This is a genomic window from Novosphingobium sp. AAP93, from assembly GCF_001296055.1.
Classification (GTDB): Bacteria; Pseudomonadota; Alphaproteobacteria; order Sphingomonadales; family Sphingomonadaceae; genus Novosphingobium.
Window position 1 is genome coordinate 42,964 of sequence record NZ_LJHZ01000039.1, and the last position, 22,678, is coordinate 65,641.

At 66.3% G+C, this 22,678-nt stretch carries 18 protein-coding genes; 11 read left to right on the plus strand and 7 right to left on the minus strand.

Translation table 11 applies throughout. The features are described from left to right. Positions 1-103: 103 nt before the first annotated feature. Complete coding sequence (locus tag IP83_RS08155) at positions 104-781, minus strand: 2OG-Fe(II) oxygenase (protein ID WP_054121745.1); 678 nt, start codon at positions 779-781, stop codon at positions 104-106. A 294-nt stretch (positions 782-1,075) separates the two neighbouring features. Here IP83_RS08155 and IP83_RS08160 point away from each other — a divergent pair, with 294 nt between their 5' ends. Continuing rightward, positions 1,076-1,477, plus strand: a complete 402-nt coding sequence (locus tag IP83_RS08160; protein WP_231624963.1) for a winged helix DNA-binding protein — start codon at positions 1,076-1,078, stop codon at positions 1,475-1,477. 24 nt (positions 1,478-1,501) lie between these two features. On the opposite strand, the gene IP83_RS08165 is transcribed toward IP83_RS08160, so the two are convergent. Beyond that, positions 1,502-2,932, minus strand: coding sequence for a Mur ligase family protein (locus IP83_RS08165; protein ID WP_054121746.1), 1,431 nt, complete (start codon positions 2,930-2,932; stop codon positions 1,502-1,504). Positions 2,933-2,984: 52 nt separating this feature from the next. On the opposite strand from IP83_RS08165, the gene IP83_RS08170 reads away from it, so the two are divergent. The 6 genes from IP83_RS08170 (at position 2,985) to IP83_RS08195 (ending at position 9,106) form a co-directional block, all read left to right on the plus strand. Further along, entirely contained in the window at positions 2,985-3,809 is an 825-nt protein-coding gene (locus IP83_RS08170; protein WP_054121715.1) for an LD-carboxypeptidase, read from the plus strand. 29 nt (positions 3,810-3,838) lie between these two features. Further along, positions 3,839-4,774, plus strand: coding sequence for an ACP S-malonyltransferase (gene fabD, locus IP83_RS08175; protein ID WP_054121716.1), 936 nt, complete (start codon positions 3,839-3,841; stop codon positions 4,772-4,774). A gap of 3 nt (positions 4,775-4,777) precedes the next feature. Continuing rightward, the gene (gene fabG, locus IP83_RS08180) at positions 4,778-5,542 is read left to right on the plus strand and encodes a 3-oxoacyl-[acyl-carrier-protein] reductase (protein ID WP_054121717.1); all 765 of its coding nucleotides are present in this window, start codon (positions 4,778-4,780) and stop codon (positions 5,540-5,542) included. Positions 5,543-5,562: 20 nt separating this feature from the next. After that, entirely contained in the window at positions 5,563-6,093 is a 531-nt protein-coding gene (locus IP83_RS08185; RefSeq protein WP_156309628.1) for a hypothetical protein, read from the plus strand. Positions 6,094-6,307: 214 nt separating this feature from the next. Then, on the plus strand, positions 6,308-7,435 hold the full coding sequence (dnaN, locus tag IP83_RS08190) for a DNA polymerase III subunit beta (RefSeq protein ID WP_054121718.1): 1,128 nt from the start codon (positions 6,308-6,310) through the stop codon (positions 7,433-7,435). Positions 7,436-7,672: 237 nt separating this feature from the next. Next, entirely contained in the window at positions 7,673-9,106 is a 1,434-nt protein-coding gene (locus IP83_RS08195) for a methyl-accepting chemotaxis protein (RefSeq protein ID WP_054121719.1), read from the plus strand. Positions 9,107-9,109: 3 nt separating this feature from the next. Here the strand turns inward: IP83_RS08195 and IP83_RS08200 are convergent, their stop codons facing one another. From IP83_RS08200 to IP83_RS08210, 3 genes are all read right to left on the minus strand, one after another. After that, positions 9,110-10,135: an NAD(P)-dependent alcohol dehydrogenase gene (locus IP83_RS08200; protein ID WP_369817009.1), complete on the minus strand. Its 1,026-nt coding sequence runs from the start codon at positions 10,133-10,135 to the stop codon at positions 9,110-9,112. Beyond that, on the minus strand, positions 10,132-11,880 hold the full coding sequence (locus tag IP83_RS08205) for an amidohydrolase family protein (RefSeq protein WP_054121720.1): 1,749 nt from the start codon (positions 11,878-11,880) through the stop codon (positions 10,132-10,134). Before IP83_RS08205 ends, IP83_RS08200 begins: the two co-directional genes overlap by 4 nt. Before the next feature lie 106 nt (positions 11,881-11,986). Beyond that, positions 11,987-12,799 carry an alpha/beta fold hydrolase gene (locus tag IP83_RS08210; protein ID WP_231624964.1) on the minus strand — a complete coding sequence of 271 codons (813 nt, stop codon included), beginning with the start codon at positions 12,797-12,799 and terminating at the stop codon, positions 11,987-11,989. A gap of 158 nt (positions 12,800-12,957) precedes the next feature. Between IP83_RS08210 and IP83_RS08215 the strand changes: the two genes are divergently transcribed. After that, positions 12,958-15,663: an EAL domain-containing protein gene (locus tag IP83_RS08215; protein ID WP_054121721.1), complete on the plus strand. Its 2,706-nt coding sequence runs from the start codon at positions 12,958-12,960 to the stop codon at positions 15,661-15,663. A gap of 3 nt (positions 15,664-15,666) precedes the next feature. On the opposite strand, the gene IP83_RS08220 is transcribed toward IP83_RS08215, so the two are convergent. Next, positions 15,667-16,437: a DUF4197 domain-containing protein gene (locus IP83_RS08220; RefSeq protein ID WP_082364591.1), complete on the minus strand. Its 771-nt coding sequence runs from the start codon at positions 16,435-16,437 to the stop codon at positions 15,667-15,669. Positions 16,438-16,611: 174 nt separating this feature from the next. On the opposite strand from IP83_RS08220, the gene IP83_RS08225 reads away from it, so the two are divergent. Beyond that, positions 16,612-17,619 (plus strand): NADP-dependent oxidoreductase, encoded by a 1,008-nt coding sequence (locus IP83_RS08225; RefSeq protein WP_054121723.1) that lies wholly within the window; start codon positions 16,612-16,614, stop codon positions 17,617-17,619. A gap of 4 nt (positions 17,620-17,623) precedes the next feature. On the opposite strand, the gene IP83_RS08230 is transcribed toward IP83_RS08225, so the two are convergent. After that, a complete protein-coding gene (locus tag IP83_RS08230) occupies positions 17,624-19,057 on the minus strand; it encodes a M20/M25/M40 family metallo-hydrolase (protein WP_054121724.1) in 1,434 nt (477 codons plus the stop codon). Positions 19,058-19,208: 151 nt separating this feature from the next. Here IP83_RS08230 and IP83_RS08235 point away from each other — a divergent pair, with 151 nt between their 5' ends. Further along, the gene (locus IP83_RS08235; RefSeq protein WP_082364592.1) at positions 19,209-21,614 is read left to right on the plus strand and encodes a TonB-dependent receptor; all 2,406 of its coding nucleotides are present in this window, start codon (positions 19,209-19,211) and stop codon (positions 21,612-21,614) included. 14 nt (positions 21,615-21,628) lie between these two features. Next, a complete protein-coding gene (locus tag IP83_RS08240) occupies positions 21,629-22,678 on the plus strand; it encodes a hypothetical protein (protein WP_054121726.1) in 1,050 nt (349 codons plus the stop codon).

A 22,678-nucleotide genomic window follows, 5' to 3' on the forward strand; every position in this document is an offset into this window, starting at 1 on the left:
GCGTGCCCTCAAATGTTATCGCAAGGTTATAGCGGCGCGGCCTTTCAGCGAGATGAACGCACTGCTGCCGCCGCTGAAAACGGCCATTCCCGCGCTGTCCTTCCTAATACCACGGCCGCGCGCGGTACCACTTGGTCACGATATACTTGACGCCGCGCTCCACCGGCCGACCGGCGTGCATCGTCAGCGGGTTGGGCTTCCCGTCGCGCCCCATGTTGTTCCACACCAAGAGCGCGCCCTTCTGCGGGGGGACCGAGACCGGCGCCTTGGGAAACTCGGTTTCGCCGCCGGCCTCCACATCCGAGAGGTAGCCCATGGCGGTCCACGTCCGCTGCCCGCCGCGGCCTTCCTCGGTCGGCCAGTAACTCGCTGATGTATCGAAGTAATCGAAGTGCGCGCGGAATTGCTGGCCCGGTTCGTAGCGCTGGCCCTGGATCACTTCGCCATGCGCGTGCTCGATGCCGAGCAGATCGTCGATCCGCCGCTCCAGCATCTTGATGAACGGATCGTCTGGATCGACATCGCCGCTGTAGCTCGTCCGTCCGCTGTCGGCGTTGTTGTGGTAGGTGGGCGAGGGCCGCGCCACCGCGTCGACCATTCCGATCAGCCGCGCGCATTCCTCGGCGGTGAAGAAATCGGCGACGCCGTAGATCTCGATCGTATCGAGCGGCAGGCGATAGGCGCTGGGATCAGCATCGAGCCGCGCGCGCACCCGTTCGCCCACTTTGGCCAAGGCAGAGGCATCTTTGGCGGCGGGTGCATTACGGCGAAATCCGATCATCGCGCGCTCATGCCGCAGCACCGCGGCTCTGCCAAGTGGCAGGTAGCAAGCCACCGTCGTTCTAATGTGTCTTCATGCTCACGTCATTGAGTTATTAATGAAAACTAAAGTTTAATCCGATCCGGACTAGATTTCTCCCCGCCGGGCCTACCTAAATTGCGTCTTATGGTTACATATATAGCCGGATCGAAGGTTTATTGATCGTAAGAAATTCAAGGTCGCGTAACGATATAACTGGCCGTTTAACCAGTCAGGCCCACAGCACCGAATGCCCAGCGGCGGAGGCGGAAGTGCTTGGAAGCGAACGCGTCCTTGCGATACGAGGAGTTGGCTTTGGACGGTCATGTCGACTTGGATGCGGAAACCCTTCGCATCGCCAAGATGTTGTATGAAGCGCGTCGCCGCCGCGACGCCGCGAGCCCGATCAAGGGCCTGTTCGGCGAACCGGGCTGGGATATCCTGCTGGACCTGTTCATCGCGCGCAGAACGCGTACGGCCTTGCAGGTTTCCAGCGTCTGCGCGGGCGCGGGCCTGCCGTCCACCACTGTTCTGCGCTGGATCGCGCGGCTGGAGCGTGAAGGGCTAATCGTGCGCGTGGCCGATCAGGAAGATGCCCGGCGGCGCTATGTGAACCTCACGGCGCGGGGCCTCAGGCTCACCACGTCCTTGCTTGATGCCATCGGTTCAATCGGTTGAACCTTCCGGCTGGCCTGCCTGAACTCAAGCCAGGCGGGCCAGCAGATCACGGGCGAAGGCGGACAAGGTGTCGTCGCGCGCGCCCATGATCACGATGCGGTCCCCAGACCGGGCAAGCTCCACGATCCGCGCGGCGCAATCGGCGCGGGCCGGGATATGCTCGGCGATCCCGCCATGCGCGCGGATCAGGCTCACTATGCGCTCGCTGCCCACCGAGCGGTCGACCGTTCCGCCGAAGTAAACCGGATCGCACAGGATCGTTTGGTCCTCGGCGCCAAGCCGCGTTGCCAGCACTTCGGCCAGTTCCGCACCCATCTGCCGCAGTGGGCCATAGCCGTGCGGCTGGAAGAACGCGATCACGCGGCCCGGGTGCGCCTTCAGCGTTGCCAATGTCGCGGCGACCTTTTCCGGATTGTGCCCGAAATCGTCGATCACCGTCACGCCGCCCGGGCTCGTCCCCACCACATCGAATCGCCGCGCGAGGCCGGCGTAGTCGCCCAGCGCCTGCACCGCGTCGGGCAGCGGCACCCCGGCAGCATGGGCCGCTGCCAGCGCCGCCAGCGCATTGGACAGATTGTGCCGTCCCGGTACTTTCAGCGAGAGGGCATGCCGCTCGCCGGTGCGGCCCAGTTCGATCGTGGCGCCGATGCCCAGCGGCGATTCGGCCACGCTGCCCTCAATTATCCTTATATCGGCCCTGCTCGACTCTATGCCGAAAGTGAGCGGACCGCCTAACGCCCGGCTGGCGAGCGCGGCGCTTTCCGGATCGTCGAGATTGACCACGGCTGTTCCCGCCCGGGCCAGAAAATCACCAAACAGGCCGCGCAGTTCCTCCATGCTCTTGTGGTCGAGACTGACGTTGTTGAGCACGGCAATCGTGGGGCGATAGGCGGCGATGGAACCATCGCTCTCGTCCACTTCCGAAACGAACGGCGCATCACCCCCGCCGACCCGCGCGCTGGCGAAGGGCGCATCCGGCCCTGCGAAGTTCTTCATCACCGCGCCGTTCATGATCGTCGGATCGCGCCCGCAGGCGGTCAGGATCCAGCCGAGCATGCCCGTCACGGTCGATTTGCCGCTGGTGCCGCCCACCGCGATGCTCACCGGCGCGGCGTTGAACAGCGTGGAGAGCAATTCCGCACGGCGCATCTTGCGGCACCCCAGCTGCGCGGCGCGCACCATTTCCGGCACGGTGTCCTCGACCGCAGCCGAGGCGACAAGGATCTGCTCGGCCGAGGTGATCCCGCTGCCGTCCTGCGGGTGAAGGTCGAAACCAAGGCTTTCCAGCCAAGCGAACTTTTCCGGCGTGCGCCCCTGATCGCGGCTGCGGTCCGACCCGGCAATGCGCGCACCCTTGCCCTTGAGGATCAGCGCCAGCGGCAACATGCCCGAGCCGCCGATGCCGCAGAAGAACCAGGGCCGGTCGATCAGGCTTGCGGTGAGGTCCATACTCATGCCCGTGCGGTATGCGCCCTTGCGGTGATGCGCAACCGGGTTAGGAAGGCGCATGCCAAGGATCGCCATCTGCGCGCCCGCCCGTCCTATCACGCCCGACGACGCCGCGGCGGTCACCGCGCTTGCGGCGAACGTTCCGGGCATCGAACTCCTATTCCACCCCCAGTGTTTCCTGCAGGCGGGCCATTTCGCCGGCAGCGATGTGCAGCGGCTGGCAGCCTTCCTCGAATGCGCGGGCGATCCCGCTTTCGACGCCATCTGGTTCGCGCGCGGCGGCTACGGCTCCAATCGCATTGCCGAAGCTGCCATCGCGAAGTTGGGGGAGGCCGCCCGCGGCAAGATTTACCTGGGCTATTCCGACACAGGCTACCTCCTCGGCGCGCTTTACCGGGCGGGCATCGGTATACCCGTCCACGCCCCCATGCCCGGCGATATCCGCCGCGAGGGCGGGGCCGAAGCCGTCCGGCGGACGCTGGGCTGGCTCGCCGGAGACCACATCGGCGCGGAATCGACGCAGGACGGCCACCCCCGCGCCGCCTTCAACCTTACCACCCTCGCCATGCTCTGCGGTACGCCGCTGATGCCCGATCTCAGCGGCCACGTCGTGCTGGTCGAGGAAGTCTCCGAGCACCTCTACGCGGTCGACCGGCTGTTCTTCCACGTGACCGCGCACCTTCATGGGATTGCCGGACTGCGTCTCGGCCGCATCGGCGACGTGCCGGAAAACGACGTCGATTTCGGCGCCGACGAGGAGGCCATCGCCCGCGACTGGTGCGCGCGGACGGGCATCCCCTACCTCGGTCGTGCCGATATCGGGCACGACATTGATAACAAGATTGTCGCATTCGGGCTTGAGGGACCCCCGCCGAATCACTAGGCGCGCGGCTTCACAGCAGGAGTGTGTTGATGCGGGCATTCGTTTTTCCGGGGCAGGGCAGCCAGAAGCTGGGCATGGGCGCAGAGCTCGCCGCCGCCAGTGCTGCCGCGCGCGAGGTCTTCGAGGAAGTCGATGATGCGCTCGGCCAGAAGCTCTTCGCGCTGATGACCGAAGGGCCCGAGGACGAACTGACGCTCACCGCCAATGCCCAGCCCGCGATCATGGCCAATGCCATCGCCGTGCTGCGCGTGCTGGAAAGGGAATGCGGCCTCGTGCTGGCGGACAAGGCCCAGTTCGTCGCTGGTCACAGCCTCGGCGAATATACCGCGCTTTGCGCCGCCGGGGCCTTCAGCCTTGCCGATACAGCGCGCCTCTTGCGTCTGCGCGGGTCCGCGATGCAGGCCGCCGTGCCGGTGGGCGAGGGCGCGATGTGCGCGCTGCTCGGTGCCGAGATCGATCAGGCCGCCGCGCTCGCCGAAGCTTCGGCGGCGGGCGAAGTCTGCACCGTCGCCAACGACAACGCCCCCGGGCAGGTCGTCCTTTCCGGCCACACCGCTGCCATCGAACGCGCCATCGCCGGCGTGAAGGAGCATGGCATCAAGCGCGGGATGCTGCTCCCGGTGTCCGCGCCGTTCCACTGCCCGCTCATGCAGCCCGCTGCCGATGCCATGGCGCAGGCGCTGGAGCAGACCCCACCGGGCGCCCTGCGCGTGACCCTGATGGCCAACGTCACCGCGGCCCCCGTCACCGACCCTGCCGAAGTCCGCCGCCTTCTCGTCGAACAAGTCACCGGCCGCGTCCGCTGGCGCGAAAGCATGATCGCACTGGGCGCTGCCGGGGTCACGCATTTCGTCGAACTCGGCGGCAAGGTCGTCGGCCCGATGATCACCCGCACTGTGGCCGATGTGGCAGTTGCCAGCGTGGTCGGCATGGCCGATATCGAAGCCTTCGCGAAGGAGCTCTAAGCCATGGAACACCGCCTCTTCGATTTGACCGGGATGACCGCCCTCGTCACCGGCGCTGCCGGCGGCATCGGCTCGGCGATCAGTCACGCGCTGGCCCGTCAGGGTGCCCGCCTCGCACTCTCGGGCACCAATCCGTCGAAATTGCGGTCTTTCCGGGAAGAGCTCAACGACACCTACGGGCACGACCATGTCGAGATCACCTGTGATCTTTCGAACACCGAGCAGGTCGAGCATCTCGTCCCTGCCGCGATCGATACGCTCGGCAAGGTCGATATCCTCGTCAACAACGCCGGCATCACGCGCGACAACCTCGCGATGCGGATGAAGGACGAGGAGTGGGATGCGGTCATCAAGGTCAATCTCGAAGCCGCCTTCCGCCTGATGCGCGCGGCCTCGAAGCCGATGATGAAGGCGCGCTTCGGCCGCATCATCACCGTGACCAGCGTCGTCGGCGCGACCGGCAATCCGGGGCAGGTCAACTACGCCGCCGCGAAGGCCGGCCTCGTCGGCATGTCGAAAAGCCTCGCGCAGGAACTCGCCAGCCGCGGCATCACGGTGAACTGTGTCGCCCCGGGCTTCATCCGCACCGCGATGACCGACGTGCTGCCCGATGCGCAGAAGGACGCGCTCAACGCGCGCATCCCGATGGGCCGGATGGGCGAGGGCGGGGACATCGGCGCGGCGGTCGCCTACCTCGCCAGCCGCGATGCGGGCTATGTCACCGGGCAGACCTTGCATGTGAACGGCGGCATGGCGATGCTCTCCTGAGCCAGCCCCTGCACCTCAAGATGCGCCGCGCGGCTCTTCTTCTGGCGCTGGCCCTGCTCCAGACAGTGCCCCAGGCAGTGCAGGCGCGCCCGCCGCAGGCGCTCGCCTGTGCTGTCATCGCGGCCCCGGACGGCCTCGACGCGCAGCTTGCGGACTCGATGCTCACGCTCGACGAGACGCGCAGCAAGTCCGCGATGGATACGCTGCACACTCTCGTCGATCGCTGTGCGGCGGACCAGTTCCTGAATGACAAGGAGCGTGAGGCCTATTTCGGCTATGTGCTCGGCCGCATGGCGCGCGATGGGCTCGATCCGCGCCTCAAGGCAGAAGGCATTCCCGCCGATCTCATCGACAAGGCGCTCGATATCGGCCCCGGCAATGCCAACAATCCGGCGACGCAGGTCACGCAGGGTGACTTGCGCCGGGTCTCCACCGCGCTCACCGAAGCGGGCAAGGATCCGGCCAAGGTAACGCCCGTCGGCTGGGGCCTCATCACTGCGTGGATCGCCGCCACCGCGCAGATGTTCGACGCGCTGCGCGTGCTCGATTGACCCTGCAGGGCAAGCCCGCCGTTTTCGCTGCATTTATGCACAGCTTCGCCGCCGCGGATGCGGCTTGCGCTTGCCCGCGGCGGGGCGCGCGTTAAGGAAGGTAGTCCAGCAACAACCCATCTCTCCGGGCGATTCCGCTCGCGAGGAGATGCCAGCTAGACGGCCTTGACGGTCCTTCACGCGGACCGGCCCGGGCAGGGGACACGAGACGAGAATGAAGGCCACGATCGAACGCGCGACCTTGCTGCGCTGCCTGTCCCACGTGCAATCGGTGGTGGAGCGGCGCAATACCATTCCGATCCTTTCCAACGTGCTGATCGAGGCTGCGGCCGGCGGTGCGGTGCGCGTGATGGCAACCGACCTCGATCTCCAGATCGTCGAGACGATGCCCGCCCGCGAAGTGGAACGCCCCGGCTCGATCACCGTTTCCGCGCACCTCCTGTTCGACATCGCGCGCAAGCTGCCCGATGGCAGCCAGGTCAGCCTCGATGCCTCCGAAGGCCGCATGGTCGTCAAGGCCGGGCGCAGCCGCTTCCAGTTGCCGACGCTTCCGCGCGACGATTTCCCGGTGATCGTAGAAGGCGATCTGCCGACCAGCTTCGAAGTGCCCGCCCGCGTCCTCGCCGAACTGATCGACCGCACCCGCTTCGCGATCTCGACCGAGGAAACCCGCTACTACCTCAACGGCATCTTCCTGCACGTGGCGGACGAAGCCCAGCCGGTGCTCAAGGCCGCCGCGACCGACGGCCACCGCCTCGCGCGCTACACCATCGCGCGGCCTGACGGGGCCGAGGGCATGCCGGATGTGATCGTGCCGCGCAAATGCGTGGGCGAGCTGCGCAAGCTGCTCGAAGACGTGCTCGATACCGCCGTTCTTGTCGATCTTTCCGCCAGCAAGGTGCGCTTCACGCTTGGCGGCGAGCACGGCGTGGTGCTCACCAGCAAGCTGATCGACGGCACCTTCCCGGACTACAGCCGCGTGATCCCCACCGGTAATGACAAGCTGCTCCGCCTCGATCCGCGCAGCTTCTTCGAAGGCGTCGATCGCGTCGCCACGATCGCCACCGAAAAGACCCGCGCGGTCAAGATGGCGCTCGAGAACGACAAGGTCACGCTCTCGGTCACCAGCCCGGAAAACGGCACGGCGGCAGAAGAAATCGCTGCCGAATACCGCGCGGCGGGCTTCGAGATCGGCTTCAACGCCAATTACCTCAAGGACATCCTCAGCCAGATCGATGGCGATCTGGTCGAGCTGCACCTTGCCGATGCCGGCGCGCCGACGCTGATCCGCAAGGACGACAAGTCGGCAGCGCTCTATGTGCTGATGCCGATGCGGGTTTGATTTTGCGGAGTGCAGGTGGCCTCTACGGAGCCTCCTGCGTCCGCGCGATGGCCCCAATAGACAAGGCTGCCGCATCCGGCTGTAAACGACCGAATGGGCCGATGTAACCTTCATCCGTACTGATTCCGGGCTGATCGGTCCACGATCGGATACGCATTCAACCATATCGGGCCTTCTTCTGTTGCGAATTGTTTCTGGAGTATCCGATCCGGACACAAAACGGACGGACCAAGACACATGGACAACCGTGACATCGCAGGAAAACTGGCTTTCTTCTCGATCGGCGCCGACGACAGGGCCCGCGTCCCGGGCGTCGGCAAAGTGATCGCCAGCGCCGGCCCCGCAGCGCTCGACAAGCTTTACGATCAGATCGCGGCCACGCCCCAGACCGCCGGATTCTTTGCCTCGCGCAATGCCATGGCCTCGGCCAAGTCCAAGCAGATCGCACATTGGCAGGCTCTTTTCGCGGGCGGCGCCACGCCTGACTATTTCCAGCGCGCGGAAAAAGTCGGCAAAGTCCACGCCCGCATCGGCCTTGCCCCGCAGTGGTATATCGGCGCTTATGCCAGCGTGCTGGAGCCCGTCATCACCGCCATGGTCGGCCCTCTCTCCAAGGGACAGGCCAAACGGATCGCCACGCTGGTCAAGATGGCGCTGCTCGATATGGAAATCGCGGTCGAGACGTACTTTGCAGTGGAGGAGGAACGCCGCAGTGCCGTGATCGACGCGCTCGGCGCCGCACTGCAGCGCATGACCGACGGCGATTTCGGCACCGCGCTCGAACAGCTCCCAGCCGAGTTCGCCGCGATCCACAACAGCTTCGAGACAATGCGGGCGCAAGTCGGCAGCGCGCTCGGCGATGTCGCCCAGACCTCGCATGCAGTCGATCTCGGCGCACAGGAAATCCGCCAGGCCTCAGACGATCTCGCCCGTCGCACCGAGCAGCAGGCCGCCAGCCTCGAGGAAGCCTCCGCCGCCATGTCCTCGCTCGCCGCCAGTGTCAGCAGCACGGCGGGCGACGCGGCGCATCTCCATGATTCCGTCCAGACCGCGCATGGCGATGCCCAGGCAGGCGGCGGCGTGGTCGAGGAAGCGGTCCAGGCCATGACCGACATCCACGAGTCCGCGCAGGAGATCGGCAAGATCATCGCGACGATCGACGGTATCGCCTTCCAGACCAACCTGCTGGCGCTCAACGCCGGTGTCGAGGCGGCGCGGGCCGGGGATGCCGGGCGCGGGTTTGCCGTCGTCGCCAACGAAGTGCGCGCGCTGGCACAGCGCTCCGCCGAAGCCGCGCTCGATATCAAGACCCTGATCGGGCAGAGCTCGGTGCAGGTCGAGCGCGGTGTTGCGCTCGTCGGCCAGACCGGCGACGCCTTTGCCCGGATCGTCGGCAAGGTCGGCGAAATCGCGGGGCTGGCGAGCAATATCGCGACCGCCGCCAGCGCGCAGGCCACCAACATCGGCCAGGTGCGCGAGACGGTGCGCGAGCTTGACGTCATGACGCAGCAGAACGCCGCGATGGTGGAAGAAGCGACAGCTGCCTCGCGCAACCTCGCGGGCGAAGCGGACCGCATGGCCGCGCTGGTCGGACGCTTTGCGCTTTCCGGCGCGGCTTCGGGTCAGGGCGGTGTCCAAGGCGGCATGGCGCTTATGCGCCACGCCGCCTGACGCTCAGATATCGACGACGATCTTGCCGAAGTGGGTATTGCTCGCCTGATGGCGGAAGGCACCCGCGAGATCGGCCAGCGGAAAGTGGCTGTCGATCACCGGCTTGATGCCGTTCGCCTCGATGCCGGCGATCATGTCCAGCTGCATCGCGCGGCTTCCGACGGTCAGGCCCTGCACGCGCAGGTTCTTGAACATCAGCGCCGCGGTCTGCACCGGCCCGGCAAACCCTGCCAGCACGCCGATCAGCGCGACATGGCCGCCGACGCGGGTGGCCACCATCGACTGGTCCAGCGTGCCCGCGCCGCCGATTTCGACCACGCAGTCGACACCCACGCCGCCGGTCAGCTCAAGCGCCTTGACGCCCCAGTCCGGCACGGCCTTGTAGTTGATCAGCTCGTCCGCCCCCAGTGCGCGCATGCGCTCCAGCTTGGCGTCCGACGAACTCGTCGCGATCACCCGCGCGCCTGCCGCCTTGGCGAACTGCAGCGCGAAGACCGAGACGCCGCCGGTCCCTTGCACCAGCACGGTCGAGCCCGGCTTCACGTTGCCGTCCGCGAACAGTGCGCGCCACGCGGTGAGGCCAGCGCAGGTCAGCGTCGCGGCCTCGGCAGCCGAATAGCCGTTGGGCACGCGGGTGAACCAGCCCGCCGGGGCGACGATCTCCTCGCGGGCATAGCCGTCGATCCCGTCGCCCGGCACCGTGGTGAAGGCCGTCGCGGGCGGCGCGCCATCGTCCCAGTTGGTGAAGAAGGTCGAGACGACGAGGTCGCCCGGCGCATAAGCGGTGACGCCTTCACCCACCGCCACGACTTCGCCTGCGCCGTCAGACATCGGAATGCGACCGGGGGCAGCGGGGAGCATGCCCGTCACCACCGCGAAGTCGTGGTAGTTGAGCGAGGAGGCGCGCAGCCGCACCCGGATCTCGCCGGGGCCAGGATCGCCGCAGTCGGGGAGCTGGTCGAGATGCAGGGTGTCGAGCGACGCCGGGGCACCGATACGGATCGCGGCGATGGAACCATTGGGGCTCATTCTGCGGCCTCCAGCATCTCGGCCTGCTGCGGGCCGCGCACCAGCACACCGGGCGTTGCGCCGGTCCAGGTGCCGTTCTCGAAGGTCACTTCGCCCGACTTGATCGTGTAGACGTACCCTTCCGCTCTCTGCAGCAGCCGCTTGCCGCCTGCGGGCAGGTCGAACGCCAGCCACGGCTTGCCCAGCTTGAGCGCCTCCATGTCGATCACGTTGAGGTCGGCCAGCGCGCCCGGCGCGATCACGCCGCGGTCGTTCATGCCGTAGAGCCGCGCGGTGTCGTGGCACTGCCGCTTCACGGCCTGCTCGAGGCTCAGCCGCCCGCCGCGCTTGCGATCGCGCACCCAGTGCTGGAGCATGAAGGTGGGCGAGGCCGCATCGCAGATCGTGCCGCAATGCGCGCCGCCATCGGAGAGCGAGTTCACGCAGTCGTCGCGCGATTGCAGTTCCTCGAGGAAGTCGAGGTTGCCGTCGGCATAGTTGAGGATCGGCAGGTAGATGAAGCCGGTGCCGCCGTCCGCCAGCATCAGGTCATAGGCATAGCTTTCCGGCGTCACGCCCGCCGCCGCCGCGCGCGCGGCGATGCTCGCATCGGCCTGCGGTTCGTAATCGAAGCTCGCGTCCATTTCATACTGGTTGGCCCAGCCTTCGCCGATCACGCGGTAGAGGTGGACGATGTCGGTATCGGGATAGACGTTCTGCTCCGACAGCAGGATGTTCTTGATCACCGGATCGGCGAGGTGGGCGAGCTGGTCTTCCCACGGCATCGCCGCGATGGTCGCCCATGTCGGGCGGAACAGGAACGGATGCACTGTCCCGCGCCAGTTCATCACGATGCCGTTCCCGCGCAAGGCAATCTGGGCGACGATGTTCGCGCCAGCCGCGTTCTGGCGGGTCATTTCCGCGATCTGCTCGGAAAGCGGCAGTTCCTTGGCGATCGACTGCAGCGCGGCGAAGGTGACGGGCAGGCCCGTCTCGCGGCTCAGCGCGCCCATCCAGCCGAACTCGTCCCACTCGCGCTTCATGTCGCTGGCGATCTCGAACACGCCGTGGCCGACGCGGCCCATCGCGCGGCCGATGCGGATGAGTTCGTCGGCGGTGGCGGTGGTGCCGGGGACGACTTCGCCGTCGACGCTCTTGTGAATGATGGTGCGGCTGCTGGAGAAGCCCAGCGCTCCTGCACGGACCCCGTCCTCGACGATTTGCGCCATCTTTTCAATATCTTCGTCGGTCGGAACGGCGCCCGGACGCTCGCGGTCGCCCAGCACGTAGGCGCGCACCGCGCCGTGGGGCACGTGGGTCGCCACGTCGACCGAGCGCGGCAGGCGCTCCAGCGCGTCAAGGTATTCGGGGAAGCTTTCCCAGTCCCACTTGAGCCCTTCGGCGAGCGCCGTGCCGGGGATGTCCTCGACACCTTCCATCAGCCCGATCAGCCACTCATGCCGGTTCGGCGCGGCGGGCGCGAAGCCCACGCCGCAGTTGCCCATGACCACCGTGGTCACGCCGTGCCACGAACTCGGCGCCATTTCCTGATCCCAGGTCGCCTGGCCATCATAATGCGTGTGGATATCGACCCAGCCCGGCGCGACGACCTTGCCGGCGGCATCGATCTCGCGCTTCGCCGTGCCGCTCACCTTGCCGACAGCGGTGATCAGGCCATCTCGCACGGCCACGTCGCCGGTGAAGCGGGGGCGGCCGGTGCCATCGACGATGGTCCCCCCGCGCACGATGAGATCATAAGTCGGCATCACTCGGCTCCTCTATCCCCGCGCGGCCGACTCGTTGACGGCGGCCTACGCGTTTAACTGGGCGATTAAGTCAGAGGATGGCCAGCGGGTCAATGTCCGCTTGGGCCTAGGCGTCAAGGAACCCGGTCAGCTTGCCGATAAAGGCGTCCGGCTGGGCGAGCATGAACAAGTGCCCGCCGCCCGCGGTCATCTCCAGCTTGCTGCCGGGAATCGCGTTGTGGAGGAAATGCGCGTTGGCGGGCGGCACCAGCTGGTCGTCGGCATCGCCCATCACCATGACCGGCATGCCCAGCAGCGGCAGGAACGCGGCGCTGCTCCAGCCTGCGAAGGCCGCCAGCTGGCAGCTCCAGCCGAGCGGGGAGGGGGCGGTTGCGGCGTTCAGCGATACGCGGTCCGCCCCGCCGCCGTTGTAGAACATCGCAAGGTTCCGGCGCAGCGTCTTCTCGACAGAATATTCCATCGGATCAAACATCTGGCTGATCATCGAGGCATTGCCGGGGATCATCGTCCCGCCCGCCGAGGTTGCCGCCAAGACCAGCTTGCCGGTGCGCGCGCGGTGCTGGAAGGCGAACTGCTGCGCCACCGCGCCGCCCCAGCTGATCCCGAGCAGATCGACACAATCGATCCGCAGCCGGTCGAGCAGCGCCGCCAATGTCAGCGCCATATGCGGGATCGTGTAGGGGAAGATCGGATCGGGTGACTGGCCGATGCCCGGCATGTCGAAACTGATGATCCGGCGGTCCGGCAGGCGCCGCGCGATCGGCTCGAGCATTTCCATGTTCATGCCGATCCCGCTCAGGATCACCAGCGGGTGCGGTGCAGGCGCCTTGGCACCCGGCGCCGGCTGGACATGCCATTGGCCCACCCGCAGGCGCCGTCCGGCAACGCCGATCATCGTGAAACTGGCGGTCGTGGCCACGCGAAATCCTCGAGGTTCTGGTAAAACAACAGCTTGCCGCTGCCCCTAGCACCGCGTCGTGGCAAGCAAAAGCAAACCCAAGGAAATCTGCGGAAAAAAGTCCGGAATGGGGGCACGCTTAACGGTTTCTCAAAGCAGTTAAGCGCAATTGACGGGTGATGAGCCAACCGACCGGGGACCCCGCTGCTTTGCAGGCCGAGCCGACGCGCGCGGTGCGCGATTTCGCGCGCACGCAGCGGCGCAGGGACCGCGTGCCGACCGCGCCGATCAGCCGCGCCGATGTCGCTGGCGGCACGTTCCTGTTCGGCACCGGGCCGGGCAGAGGCCTGATCGCTCGCGAATGGCCGCATATGGCCTTGCCGATGGTGCTGGGCGTGCTCGGCCTTGCGCTTGCCAATTTCTCCGTCCGCCCGATCATCGCGCCGCTGCTTGCACTGCTGGCTTCCGCCCTGCTGTTCGTCGCGCGCTTCACTTCGGCCTACGAGGAGAGCCGCGACCATCCCACCATCGTCCGCATGGCGCTGATGGCGGCCTCGATCGGCATTCCGCTGTTCATCTATGGTTACGCGATCGGCATGTGGGCCAGCAGCGGCGTGGTGCCGTGGGTTCAGGCGCTGGCGCTTCTCGTCACCATCTCGCTGCTCGCCACGGTCACCGAATCGGGCCGCCTTGCCGGCATGCTCACCGCCGAAGTCGCGATGTGGTCGGGCGTCACCTGGGTCACGCATTTCGCTGGCGGCATTCTCTCGCTGGTGATCGGCGGGGTGATCGCGGTCGCGGCCTATCTCCGCCAGCGCGAGATCGATCTCAAGGTGCGCATCGCGGTCGAAGAGGGCGTGCGTATCCAGACCCGCGCCGAGGAAATCCTCGCCGATTACGAGGAGACCGGGCAGGGCTGGTTCTGGGAAACCGACCGCCGCGGCCTCATCACCTATATCTCGCGGCCCGTCGCGCATGTCCTCGGCCGCAAGGTGGACGAGATCATCGGCCGACCCTTTGCCGAACTGTTCAACCTTTCCGAGCAATCGGGCGAGGGCGAGCGCACGCTCGCCTTCCACCTCTCCGCCCGCTCCAGCTTCAGCGAACTGGCGGTGCGCGCCGCCGTCTACGATGAGGAGCGCTGGTGGTCGGTGACGGGCCGCCCGACTTACGACGCGTTCAACAACTTCCAGGGCTTCCGCGGCTCGGGCACCGATCTCACCGAAAAGCGCCGCTCGCAGGAGCACGCCTCGCGCCTCGCGCATTTCGATTCGCTCACCGGCCTCTCGAACCGCTTCCAGATGTCGCAGACGCTGGAGAAGATTCTCACCGCGCCCAACGAGCAGAACCGCGCCTGCGCCGTGTTCCTGCTCGATCTCGACCGCTTCAAGCAGGTCAACGATACGCTCGGCCACCCGGCCGGCGATGCCCTCCTCAAGCAGGTCGCGCAGCGGCTCGAACGCGTGATCGGCACCGTCGGCCGCGTCGGGCGGCTTGGCGGCGACGAATTCCAGGTCATCCTTGCCGGCAAGATCGCCCGCGAGCAGCTGGCTCACCTCGCCGAGCGCATCATCGAGACGCTCAGCCAGTCCTATTCCATCGAGAACAGCCGCGTGATGATCGGCGCCTCGGTCGGCATCGCGCTGGCGCCCGACGACGGCGTCACCAGCGAAGCGCTCATCCGCAATGCCGACCTCGCGCTCTACGCCGCCAAGGACGCCGGGCGTGGGCGCTATCACTTCTATGCCGCCGATCTCCACAGCGATGCCGAGGAGCGCCGCCAGCTCGAGGAAGACCTGCGCGACGCGATCACACACGGCAATCTCGAGCTTTACTACCAGCCCGTCGTCCAGACCGCGACCGAGCGGATCACCGGCTTCGAGGCTCTGCTGCGCTGGAACCACCCGGTCCACGGCTTCATCTCGCCCGCCAAGTTCGTGCCGATTGCCGAGGATGCGGGGCTGATTGTCTCGATCGGCGAATGGGCGCTGCGCACGGCGTGCCAGGATCTCGCACAGTGGCCGGATGACGTGCGCGTCGCGGTCAACGTCTCGCCGCTCCAGTTCGCCAATCCGGCGCTGCCTTCGATGGTGACCAGCGCGCTCGCGTCCGCCGCAGTCCATCCCGACCGGCTCGAACTCGAGATCACCGAAAGCGTGTTCCTGGGTGACGACAAGGCGACCGAGGCGATGTTCCGCGCGCTCAAGGGCATCGGCGTGCGCCTTGCGCTCGACGACTTCGGCACCGGCTATTCCTCGCTCGGCTATCTGAAGCGCGCGCCCTTCGACAAGATCAAGATCGACCAGTCCTTCGTGCGCGGCGCCACGCAGGCCGGCAGCCGCAACGGCGCGATCATCGCCTCGATCGTCAGCCTTGCCGAAGCGCTCGGCATGGAAACGACCGCTGAAGGCGTCGAAACGCTCGACGAACTCGATCTCGTGCGCATGCTCGGCTGCAGCCATGTGCAGGGCTATATCTACGAACGCCCGCTGTCTGCGTCCGCCACCCAGTCGCGCCTCGCCACCGGCCTCATGGCGATCGCCCGCGGCCCCCGTTCGGCCCGCGCCTCGCGCCAGGCCATGCTCCGCCGCGTGGTGCTCGACCACGGCGGCCATCGCTACAACGGCACCGTGCGCAACATGTCGCTGACGGGCGCGCTGATCGAGGGCCTGTGGAACGTGCCGCCGGGCACCATCTTCCGCATCCAGCTCTCAGACGGCCACACCGTCACCGCCACCTGCCGCTGGGCGAGCGACGACCGCATGGGGGTCGAATTCTCGCAGCCGCTGCGCCTTGATGATGACGGCCGGATCGCCGCCGTGGCGATCAGGTCCATTCTGGCGCCGTTGCCCGATCCCGCCGCAAACCAGCGCAAGGTTGGCTGAGCGCTAGCCCGCTTTCCCGAAGATCCTGCCCAGCAGCTTGCTCCCGGTGCCGAGCGGATTGCGCCGGATCTCCCGTTCCTGCTCGCCGAGGTAGAGGAATACCCCGTCGCTCGCCTTCTGGGTGACATAGCCGGTCAGGTCTTTCGCGCCGAACTGGCCCGCGATCAGGCTGTTCTTCGCGGTGAAATTGTCGAGCGCCTGGAACGCCTTCACGCCCGAAAGCGATTTGGCAACGACCGGCGTCATCGCGGTCTGGAGGTCCGGACCCATCGTGCGGCGGAAGTAGTCGGTGGCGGAGGTTTCGCCGCCGGTCACGAGCCCCAGCGCATCGGTCACCGTCATCCGCGTGATCGCCGTCTTGAGCAGCGGCAGTGTCTTGCCTACCGCACCTTCCGCAGCGGCGTTGAGCTTGGCCGAAAGTCCGCCGCCCACCCCGGCGCGGTCGAGCGTCTGAAACAGCCCGTTCAGCTTGCCGAGCGGCCCCGGCAGCCCGATGCGCACGCGCGGATCATCGGCAAACCCGCCGGGTCGGCCCAGCTGCGCCACGACCTTTTCCGCCGCCTTGCCCAGCGCCAGCTTGAGCCCGCTGGAGGCTTCGCTGTCGGTCACTCCGGGCGGCGGCGCGGTGCTTGTCGGTGCACTGCTGGCGGACGGGGCCGGGCGGCCGAGAATGGCGCCGAGAATACTGCCCGCATCCTGCGCCGATTGCGCAGCGGCGCTGCCTGCCACGGCCAAGGCGATGCCCGCACCTGGTATCAACATCCTCGCGCGCATGGTCTCGTCCCCGTCCCGTTTCGGCCAGTCTGCCGCCGCGAGCCGCCTCGGGCAAGGGGGCGCCTACACCTTGAGGCAGGGCTGCCGCCGGGTTCGCTAGTCAAAATGGCAATGGCACCGCCGGGTAGGGGCACCTAGCTCTCGGCGCACAGGCCAAACCAAGCGGAGCAAGCTATGCCCCACACCAACCGCCGCATCTTCCTCAAGCAATACCGCGAGGGCCTGCCGCTTCTCGAAGACTTCGGCGTCGAGGACAGCGAAATCGCAGATGTTCCGGCAGGCCACGTCGTGGTGAAAGTCGATACGCTCTCGATGGACGCGTGGATCCGCACCACGCTCACCCCCGGCAGCTTCCACGAGACGGCAGGCCTTGGCACCACGATCCGCGCTCTCGGGGTGGGGCAGGTGGTCGAAAGCGCCGATCCCGCGCTGGCAGTGGGCGATTGGGTGTACGGCATGCTGGCGGCGCAGACCCATGCGCTCACTCCTGCCGCCGCGCTGACCAAACTCGACCTTTCGAACAGCCTCAAACCGGCGGATTATGTCGGCCCGCTTGGCCTCACGACCGGGCTCACCGCATGGGTCGGCCTTGTCGCGGTGGCGGACGTGAAGGGCGGCGATACCGTGCTCGTCTCGGGCGCAGCGGGGGCGGTCGGCTCGATGGTCGTCATGCTCGCCAAGGCGCGCGGCGCCCGCGTGATCGGTATTGCCGGCGGCCCGGCGAAGTGCCGCTACCTCACGGAGAAGCTCGGCGCGGACGTCGCGATCGACTACAAGAATGCCGATCTCGCCGCCGAAGTCGCCGCCGCCGCGCCTGACGGGATCGATGTGTTCTTCGACAATGTCGGCGGCGAAATCCTCGACGTTGCCCTCGCCAATCTCGCGCCTGCCGATGCGCGCATCGCGATCTGCGGCGCGATCTCGCAATACTCGGACCTCGCCAACGTTCGCGGTCCCAGGAACTACCTCAAGCTGGCCGAGCGCAATGCGACGATGAAGGGCTTCGTCGTGACGCATTACGCCGCGCGTCTCCCAGAAGCCAAGGCCGAGATCGCCGCGCTGATGCAGGAGGGCAAGCTCGATCTGCCCGAGCACATGGTCGAAGGCATCGACCATTTCGCGGAAGCGCTGCTGCTGCTTTTCGCGGGCGGCCACACCGGCAACCTGCTGGTGCGGCCCTGATCGCTCACTCCTGCGCGGCGTAGATCTTCACCAGATCGTGGAGGTAATCGCGTGCGCGGTAAGCGCCTTCCACCGAGTGTCGTTCGTTGAGGCCGTGGAGACCGTTGCCGTCCGGATCGAGCAGCGGACCCGGCACCCCGTACGTCGGGATGCCGAGCGGCCCGAGGTAGGTGGCATCGGTTGCGCCGGCCAGCATCGCGGGGACGAACGGCACGCCCGGATAGTGCTGGGCGGCGAGCTTTTCTGCCGGCCCCATGATGCGCGGGTCGAGCGGCGGGGGCACCGCGAGTGGACGCACTCGGCCAACCGGAGTGACCGTGATGCGCGGATCGGCAATTGCCTTGATCAGTGCAGCGCGGGTGGTGTCGCCATCCTCGCCGGGTACGATTCGGCAGTTGATATTGGCCTTGGCGCGCTGGGGCAGGGCATTGGCTGCATGGCCCCCTTCGAGCAGCGTGGCGACGCATGTGGTGCGCAGCAATGCATTCATCGTGCGATCCGCGGCCACGATGGCTTCTGCCGACTGGTCGGCGGGATTGGCGGCAAGGCGGGCCATTGCCACTCCCAAAGCATCCCCGCGCGCAGCACCGACTTTTGCGAAGTAGGTGCGGGTCGTATCGTTGAAGTGGACCGGGAACTTCAGCGCTCGCACCCGTGCCAGCGCGTCTGCCAGCTCGTAGATCGCATTGTCATCCACCGGCAGCGAGCTGTGCCCGCCGGGATTGGTCGCCTGCAGTTCGAAATTGTGGTTGGCTTTCTCGCCCGTCTGCATCGATTGGCTGAGCACCTTGCCGTGCCCATCGGTCGTCCCGTTGCCGCCTTCGTTGAGCGCAAATGCGGCAGCAATCAGATCAGGGCGATTTTCGGCCAGCCATTTGGCCCCGTTCATCCGCGCACCGGATTCCTCGCCGCATGTCAGCGCGAGCTTGATCGTACGTTTTGGCCTGAAGCCCTCGGCCTTGAAGCGGACCAAGGTGTCGATCCAGATCGCATCGAGCAATTTCATGTCGGACGTGCCGCGCCCGTAGAAGTATCCGCCCTCTTCGATGAAGCCGTAGGGATCGCGCACCCAGTCCTCGCGCCGCGCATTCACCACGTCAATATGGCCAAGCAGCAGCATCGGCTTCGCCTTGGCCGACGTGCCGGGCACGGTAACGACCAGGCCGCCATCGAGCGGGAGGGCCGGGTCCGTGAACAGCGTCAGTTGATCGTCGCCGAAGCCTGCAGCGCGGAAACGTATCGCGATCTTCTCTGCCAGCGCGGTGCAACTGCCGGTAGCGAGCGAAGTGTCCGTCTCGACAAGCTCGCGGTACAGATCGCGGAAGGCAAGCTGGCCTGCAGTCGGCCGCACAAGCGCTGCATCGGCTGCATGCGAGGCTTGAGAGACAAGGACGAGCATGGCTGCCATCGCGGCGGCACAGGCGTGTCTGGTGGTCATGGCATGATTTCCCCTTACGCGGCGTAGTTTCCATTCCCCCGCGGGAAAGTCCACCACAGCCTGCAACGTGTGCAGGGGCATCAACCGCACTGTAATTACGTCGTCATCGCCGATAGATAGATCATTGGAACACAGGCAGGGGGAATGGGCTGTGAGCAACAAGAAACGCTGGATTTGTGGGGTATCGGCCTCTGCATTGGCAGCCGTCAGTCCGGTCCATGCCCAGGACATCCCAAATCCGGCACAAGCAGACGCGGCAGATGCTCTAGCTCAGCCCGGCGAAATCGTCGTCACTGCGCAGAAGCGCGCGCAGAAACTGCAGGACGTCCCGCTCTCGATCGTCGCGCTTTCCACCGAGGCACTGGCCGAACGCAACGTCCGCAATTTCAACGATTACGCCAAGTTCCTCCCCAGCCTCTCCTACTCGAGCTACGGCCCCGGGCAGGCCGAAGTCTATTTCCGCGGCCTTTCCAACGGCAACCGCCTCTCCACCGGCTCGCTCCCCACCGTCGGCGTCTATCTCGACGAGCAGCCGGTCACGACCATCGGCTCGACTATCGACGTCCACGTCTACGATATCGCCCGCGTCGAGGCGCTGGCCGGCCCGCAAGGCACGCTGTTCGGCGCGAGCAGCGAGGCGGGCACCTTGCGCATCATCACCAACAAGCCCGACACCAAGGCCTTTTCCGGTTCGGTCGATCTCACCGCCAACACCGTCGTCCACGGCAAGCGGGGCGGGATCGCCGAAAGCTATCTCAACATCCCGCTGTCCAGCCGCATCGCGCTGCGCGTGGTCGGATTCTACCAGTACGACGGCGGCTATATCGACAACGTGCGCGCCCCGCGCGGCGTGACCTATCCCACCTCGGGCGCGATCCGCGACAACAAGGACCTTGTTGGCCGCGACCAGAACTCGATCGAAGCCTATGGCGGCCGCGCCGCGCTCAAGGTCGATCTCGACGACAACTGGACGGCGACCGCCACGCTCATCGGCCAGCGCCAGACCTCCAACGGCACTTTCGCCTACAAGCCCTCGGTCGGCGATCTCAAGACCACGCGGTTTTTCCCGGAAAAGCAGGAAGACAAGTGGTATCAGGCCAGCCTCGCCATCGAAGGCAAGATCGGCCATTTCGATCTGACTTATGCGGGCGCCTATTTCGCGAGAGAGGCGCGGTACACCTCCGATTATGCCGACTACGCGTTCTTCTACGATACCGCCTACGCCAGTACGCCGGACTATTTCGGCAACAACTTCTTCGACAACGCCGGCAATCTGATCAACCCCGCGCAGATCGTCAGCCAGGACGAGCGCTTCACCAAGCAGAGCCACGAACTGCGCATCGCGTCGCCCTCCACGGACCGCCTGCGGATCGTCGCGGGCTTGTTCTACCAGCGCCAGACCAACAACTGGCGCAATCTCTACACCGTCCCGAACCTCGCCGATGTGCAGTCCGTCACCGGCTTGCCGGGGGTGAACTACGCCAATATCCAGTTCCGCACCGACCGCGACTACGCCGCCTTCGCCGAAGCCGCCTTCGACATCGTCCCCACGCTGACGCTGACCGGCGGCCTGCGCGCCTACAAGTACGACAACAACGTGATCGGCTTCTTCGGCTTCAACGGCACCCGCAGCGCGGTCGGCGAGGCGCTGTGCTTCCCGGGCACCGTAGGCGCCTATGGCACGCAAAGGCCGTGTGACAACATCAACACCAAGGCCACCGGCTCGGGCGTCAGGCACAAGCTCAACCTCAGCTGGAAGGCCGCACCCGGCAAGCTGCTCTATGCGACGTGGTCGACCGGCTTCCGCCCCGGCGGGATCAACCGCCGCCCCACCGCGCCCGCCTATGCGGTCGAAAAGCTCACCAACTACGAGATTGGCTGGAAGACCAGTTGGCTTGGCGGCAAAGTCCTGTTCAACGGCGCGCTGTTCCTCGAAAAGCTCACGCAGGCACAGTTCGCCGTCACCAGCGACCAGAACGGGATCACCGACATCGTCAACGCTGGTCGCGCCCGCTCCAAGGGCATCGAGGCCGACCTCACCGTGATCCCCACGCGCGGCCTTTCGCTGCAGGCCTCCGGCACTTTGGTCGAAGCCGTCATCACCACGGACCTGTGCCGATATACCAATGCCGCGTTCGATTGCACGATCCCCAGTCCAGCGGGCAATCCCAATTCCCTGCGCGCCCCGGCGGGAACCCGCTTCGCGGGCAGCCCGCGCTTCAAGCTCTCGGGCCTCGCGCGCTACGAGTTCCCGCTCGGCCCGTTCGATGCCTATCTGCAAGGCGCCGTGTTCCACCAATCCACCGTCACCTCCTCGCTCGATGTCGAGGAAGCGCGCCTGATCGGCATCCAGCCGACCTATACCACGTTCGACATCTCGACCGGGGTCAGCCGCGACAACTGGTCGGCCTCGCTCACCATCGAGAACGTGGGCGACAAGCGCGCGCAGCAGAGCCGCACCGCGACTTGCGCCATCGCGATTTGCGGGCCGGGCTCGGTGGTCGTCTATCCGCTGCGGCCCCGCTTCGTCAGCTTCCGGGTGGGGCGCAAGTTCTGATGGGAGGGAATGCCATGCTCCGCGCGCTGCTTGCCCTAGCTTTTCTCCTGCTCCCCGCCATCGCGCGCGGCGAAGCCCCTGCCGATGGCCAGCGCCTGATCCTTGTCACCATGGATGGCACGCGCTGGCAGGAGGTGTTTCGCGGGGCCGACAAGGCGCTGGCGGTGGACCCCAAGTTCACCCATCCCGACTGGAAGGAGACGGTCGAAAAGGCTTGGAGTACTGGCCCGGCGGTCATGCCGTTCCTGCACAGCCTGCCGACGATGGGCGGCGTGCTCCACGGCAACCGCGATGCAGGCCAGTGCATGCGCGTGACCAATCCGATGTGGTTCTCCTACCCCGGCTACAACGAACTGCTCACCGGCAGGCCCGACCCCGCCATCACCAGCAACGACAAGAACTGGAACCGCAACACGACATTCCTCGAATGGCTGAACCGGCGCCCGGCCTTTGCGGGTCAGGTCCGCATGTACGGCACCTGGGATGTCTTCCCCTATATCATCAACGACAAGCGCAGCGGCGTGCCGGTGAATGCCGAAGATGCCGGGAAACTGCCCACCGAAACGCGGACGATGCGCATGGCGCAGGACGCGCTCCGCACCGCCGGCGGCATGCGCGTGCTCTATGTCGCGCTTGGCGATACCGATGAGTTTGCGCACGAAGGCGACTACGCCCAGTACCTCTCTGCGATGAACCGCGACGATGATTTCATCGCCGAGCTCTGGCGCATGGCGCAGGCGGACCCGGCGTGGCGCGGGCGCACCACGCTGATCGTCACCACCGACCATGGCCGCGGCGCCAAGCCCGGCGCTTACTGGACCGAACATGGCAGCGCTGCCGGTTGGAAGCTTGCGCCGCAGGATTACACGATCGCCGATCCCGAAGGCTTCATCGGCTCGGACGCGATCTGGCTTGCCGCCATTGGCCCCGGCGTTCACGCAGCGCCCGCAGGCTCGGCTTGCCTCACGCAAAGCCAGATCGCCGCCAGCGTGCTCACCGCTTTGGGCGAGGACTGGCGCGCTTTCGATGCCGGGGTAGGGGCGCCCCTGCCATTCTTCAAATAG

Excerpts from the sequence above, each read along its gene's own strand:
- IP83_RS08155 (WP_054121745.1), bottom strand. The coding sequence starts at position 781 with ATGATCGGATTTCGCCGTAATGCACCCGCCGCCAAAGATGCCTCTGCC.
- IP83_RS08165 (WP_054121746.1), bottom strand. The coding sequence starts at position 2,932 with ATGAGTATGGACCTCACCGCAAGCCTGATCGACCGGCCCTGGTTCTTC.
- IP83_RS08170 (WP_054121715.1), top strand. The coding sequence starts at position 2,985 with ATGCCAAGGATCGCCATCTGCGCGCCCGCCCGTCCTATCACGCCCGAC.
- fabD (WP_054121716.1), top strand. The coding sequence starts at position 3,839 with ATGCGGGCATTCGTTTTTCCGGGGCAGGGCAGCCAGAAGCTGGGCATG.
- fabG (WP_054121717.1), top strand. The coding sequence starts at position 4,778 with ATGGAACACCGCCTCTTCGATTTGACCGGGATGACCGCCCTCGTCACC.
- IP83_RS08185 (WP_156309628.1), top strand. The coding sequence starts at position 5,563 with ATGCGCCGCGCGGCTCTTCTTCTGGCGCTGGCCCTGCTCCAGACAGTG.
- dnaN (WP_054121718.1), top strand. The coding sequence starts at position 6,308 with ATGAAGGCCACGATCGAACGCGCGACCTTGCTGCGCTGCCTGTCCCAC.
- IP83_RS08195 (WP_054121719.1), top strand. The coding sequence starts at position 7,673 with ATGGACAACCGTGACATCGCAGGAAAACTGGCTTTCTTCTCGATCGGC.
- IP83_RS08200 (WP_369817009.1), bottom strand. The coding sequence starts at position 10,135 with ATGAGCCCCAATGGTTCCATCGCCGCGATCCGTATCGGTGCCCCGGCG.
- IP83_RS08205 (WP_054121720.1), bottom strand. The coding sequence starts at position 11,880 with ATGCCGACTTATGATCTCATCGTGCGCGGGGGGACCATCGTCGATGGC.
- IP83_RS08215 (WP_054121721.1), top strand. The coding sequence starts at position 12,958 with ATGAGCCAACCGACCGGGGACCCCGCTGCTTTGCAGGCCGAGCCGACG.
- IP83_RS08220 (WP_082364591.1), bottom strand. The coding sequence starts at position 16,437 with ATGCGCGCGAGGATGTTGATACCAGGTGCGGGCATCGCCTTGGCCGTG.
- IP83_RS08225 (WP_054121723.1), top strand. The coding sequence starts at position 16,612 with ATGCCCCACACCAACCGCCGCATCTTCCTCAAGCAATACCGCGAGGGC.
- IP83_RS08230 (WP_054121724.1), bottom strand. The coding sequence starts at position 19,057 with ATGACCACCAGACACGCCTGTGCCGCCGCGATGGCAGCCATGCTCGTC.
- IP83_RS08240 (WP_054121726.1), top strand. The coding sequence starts at position 21,629 with ATGCTCCGCGCGCTGCTTGCCCTAGCTTTTCTCCTGCTCCCCGCCATC.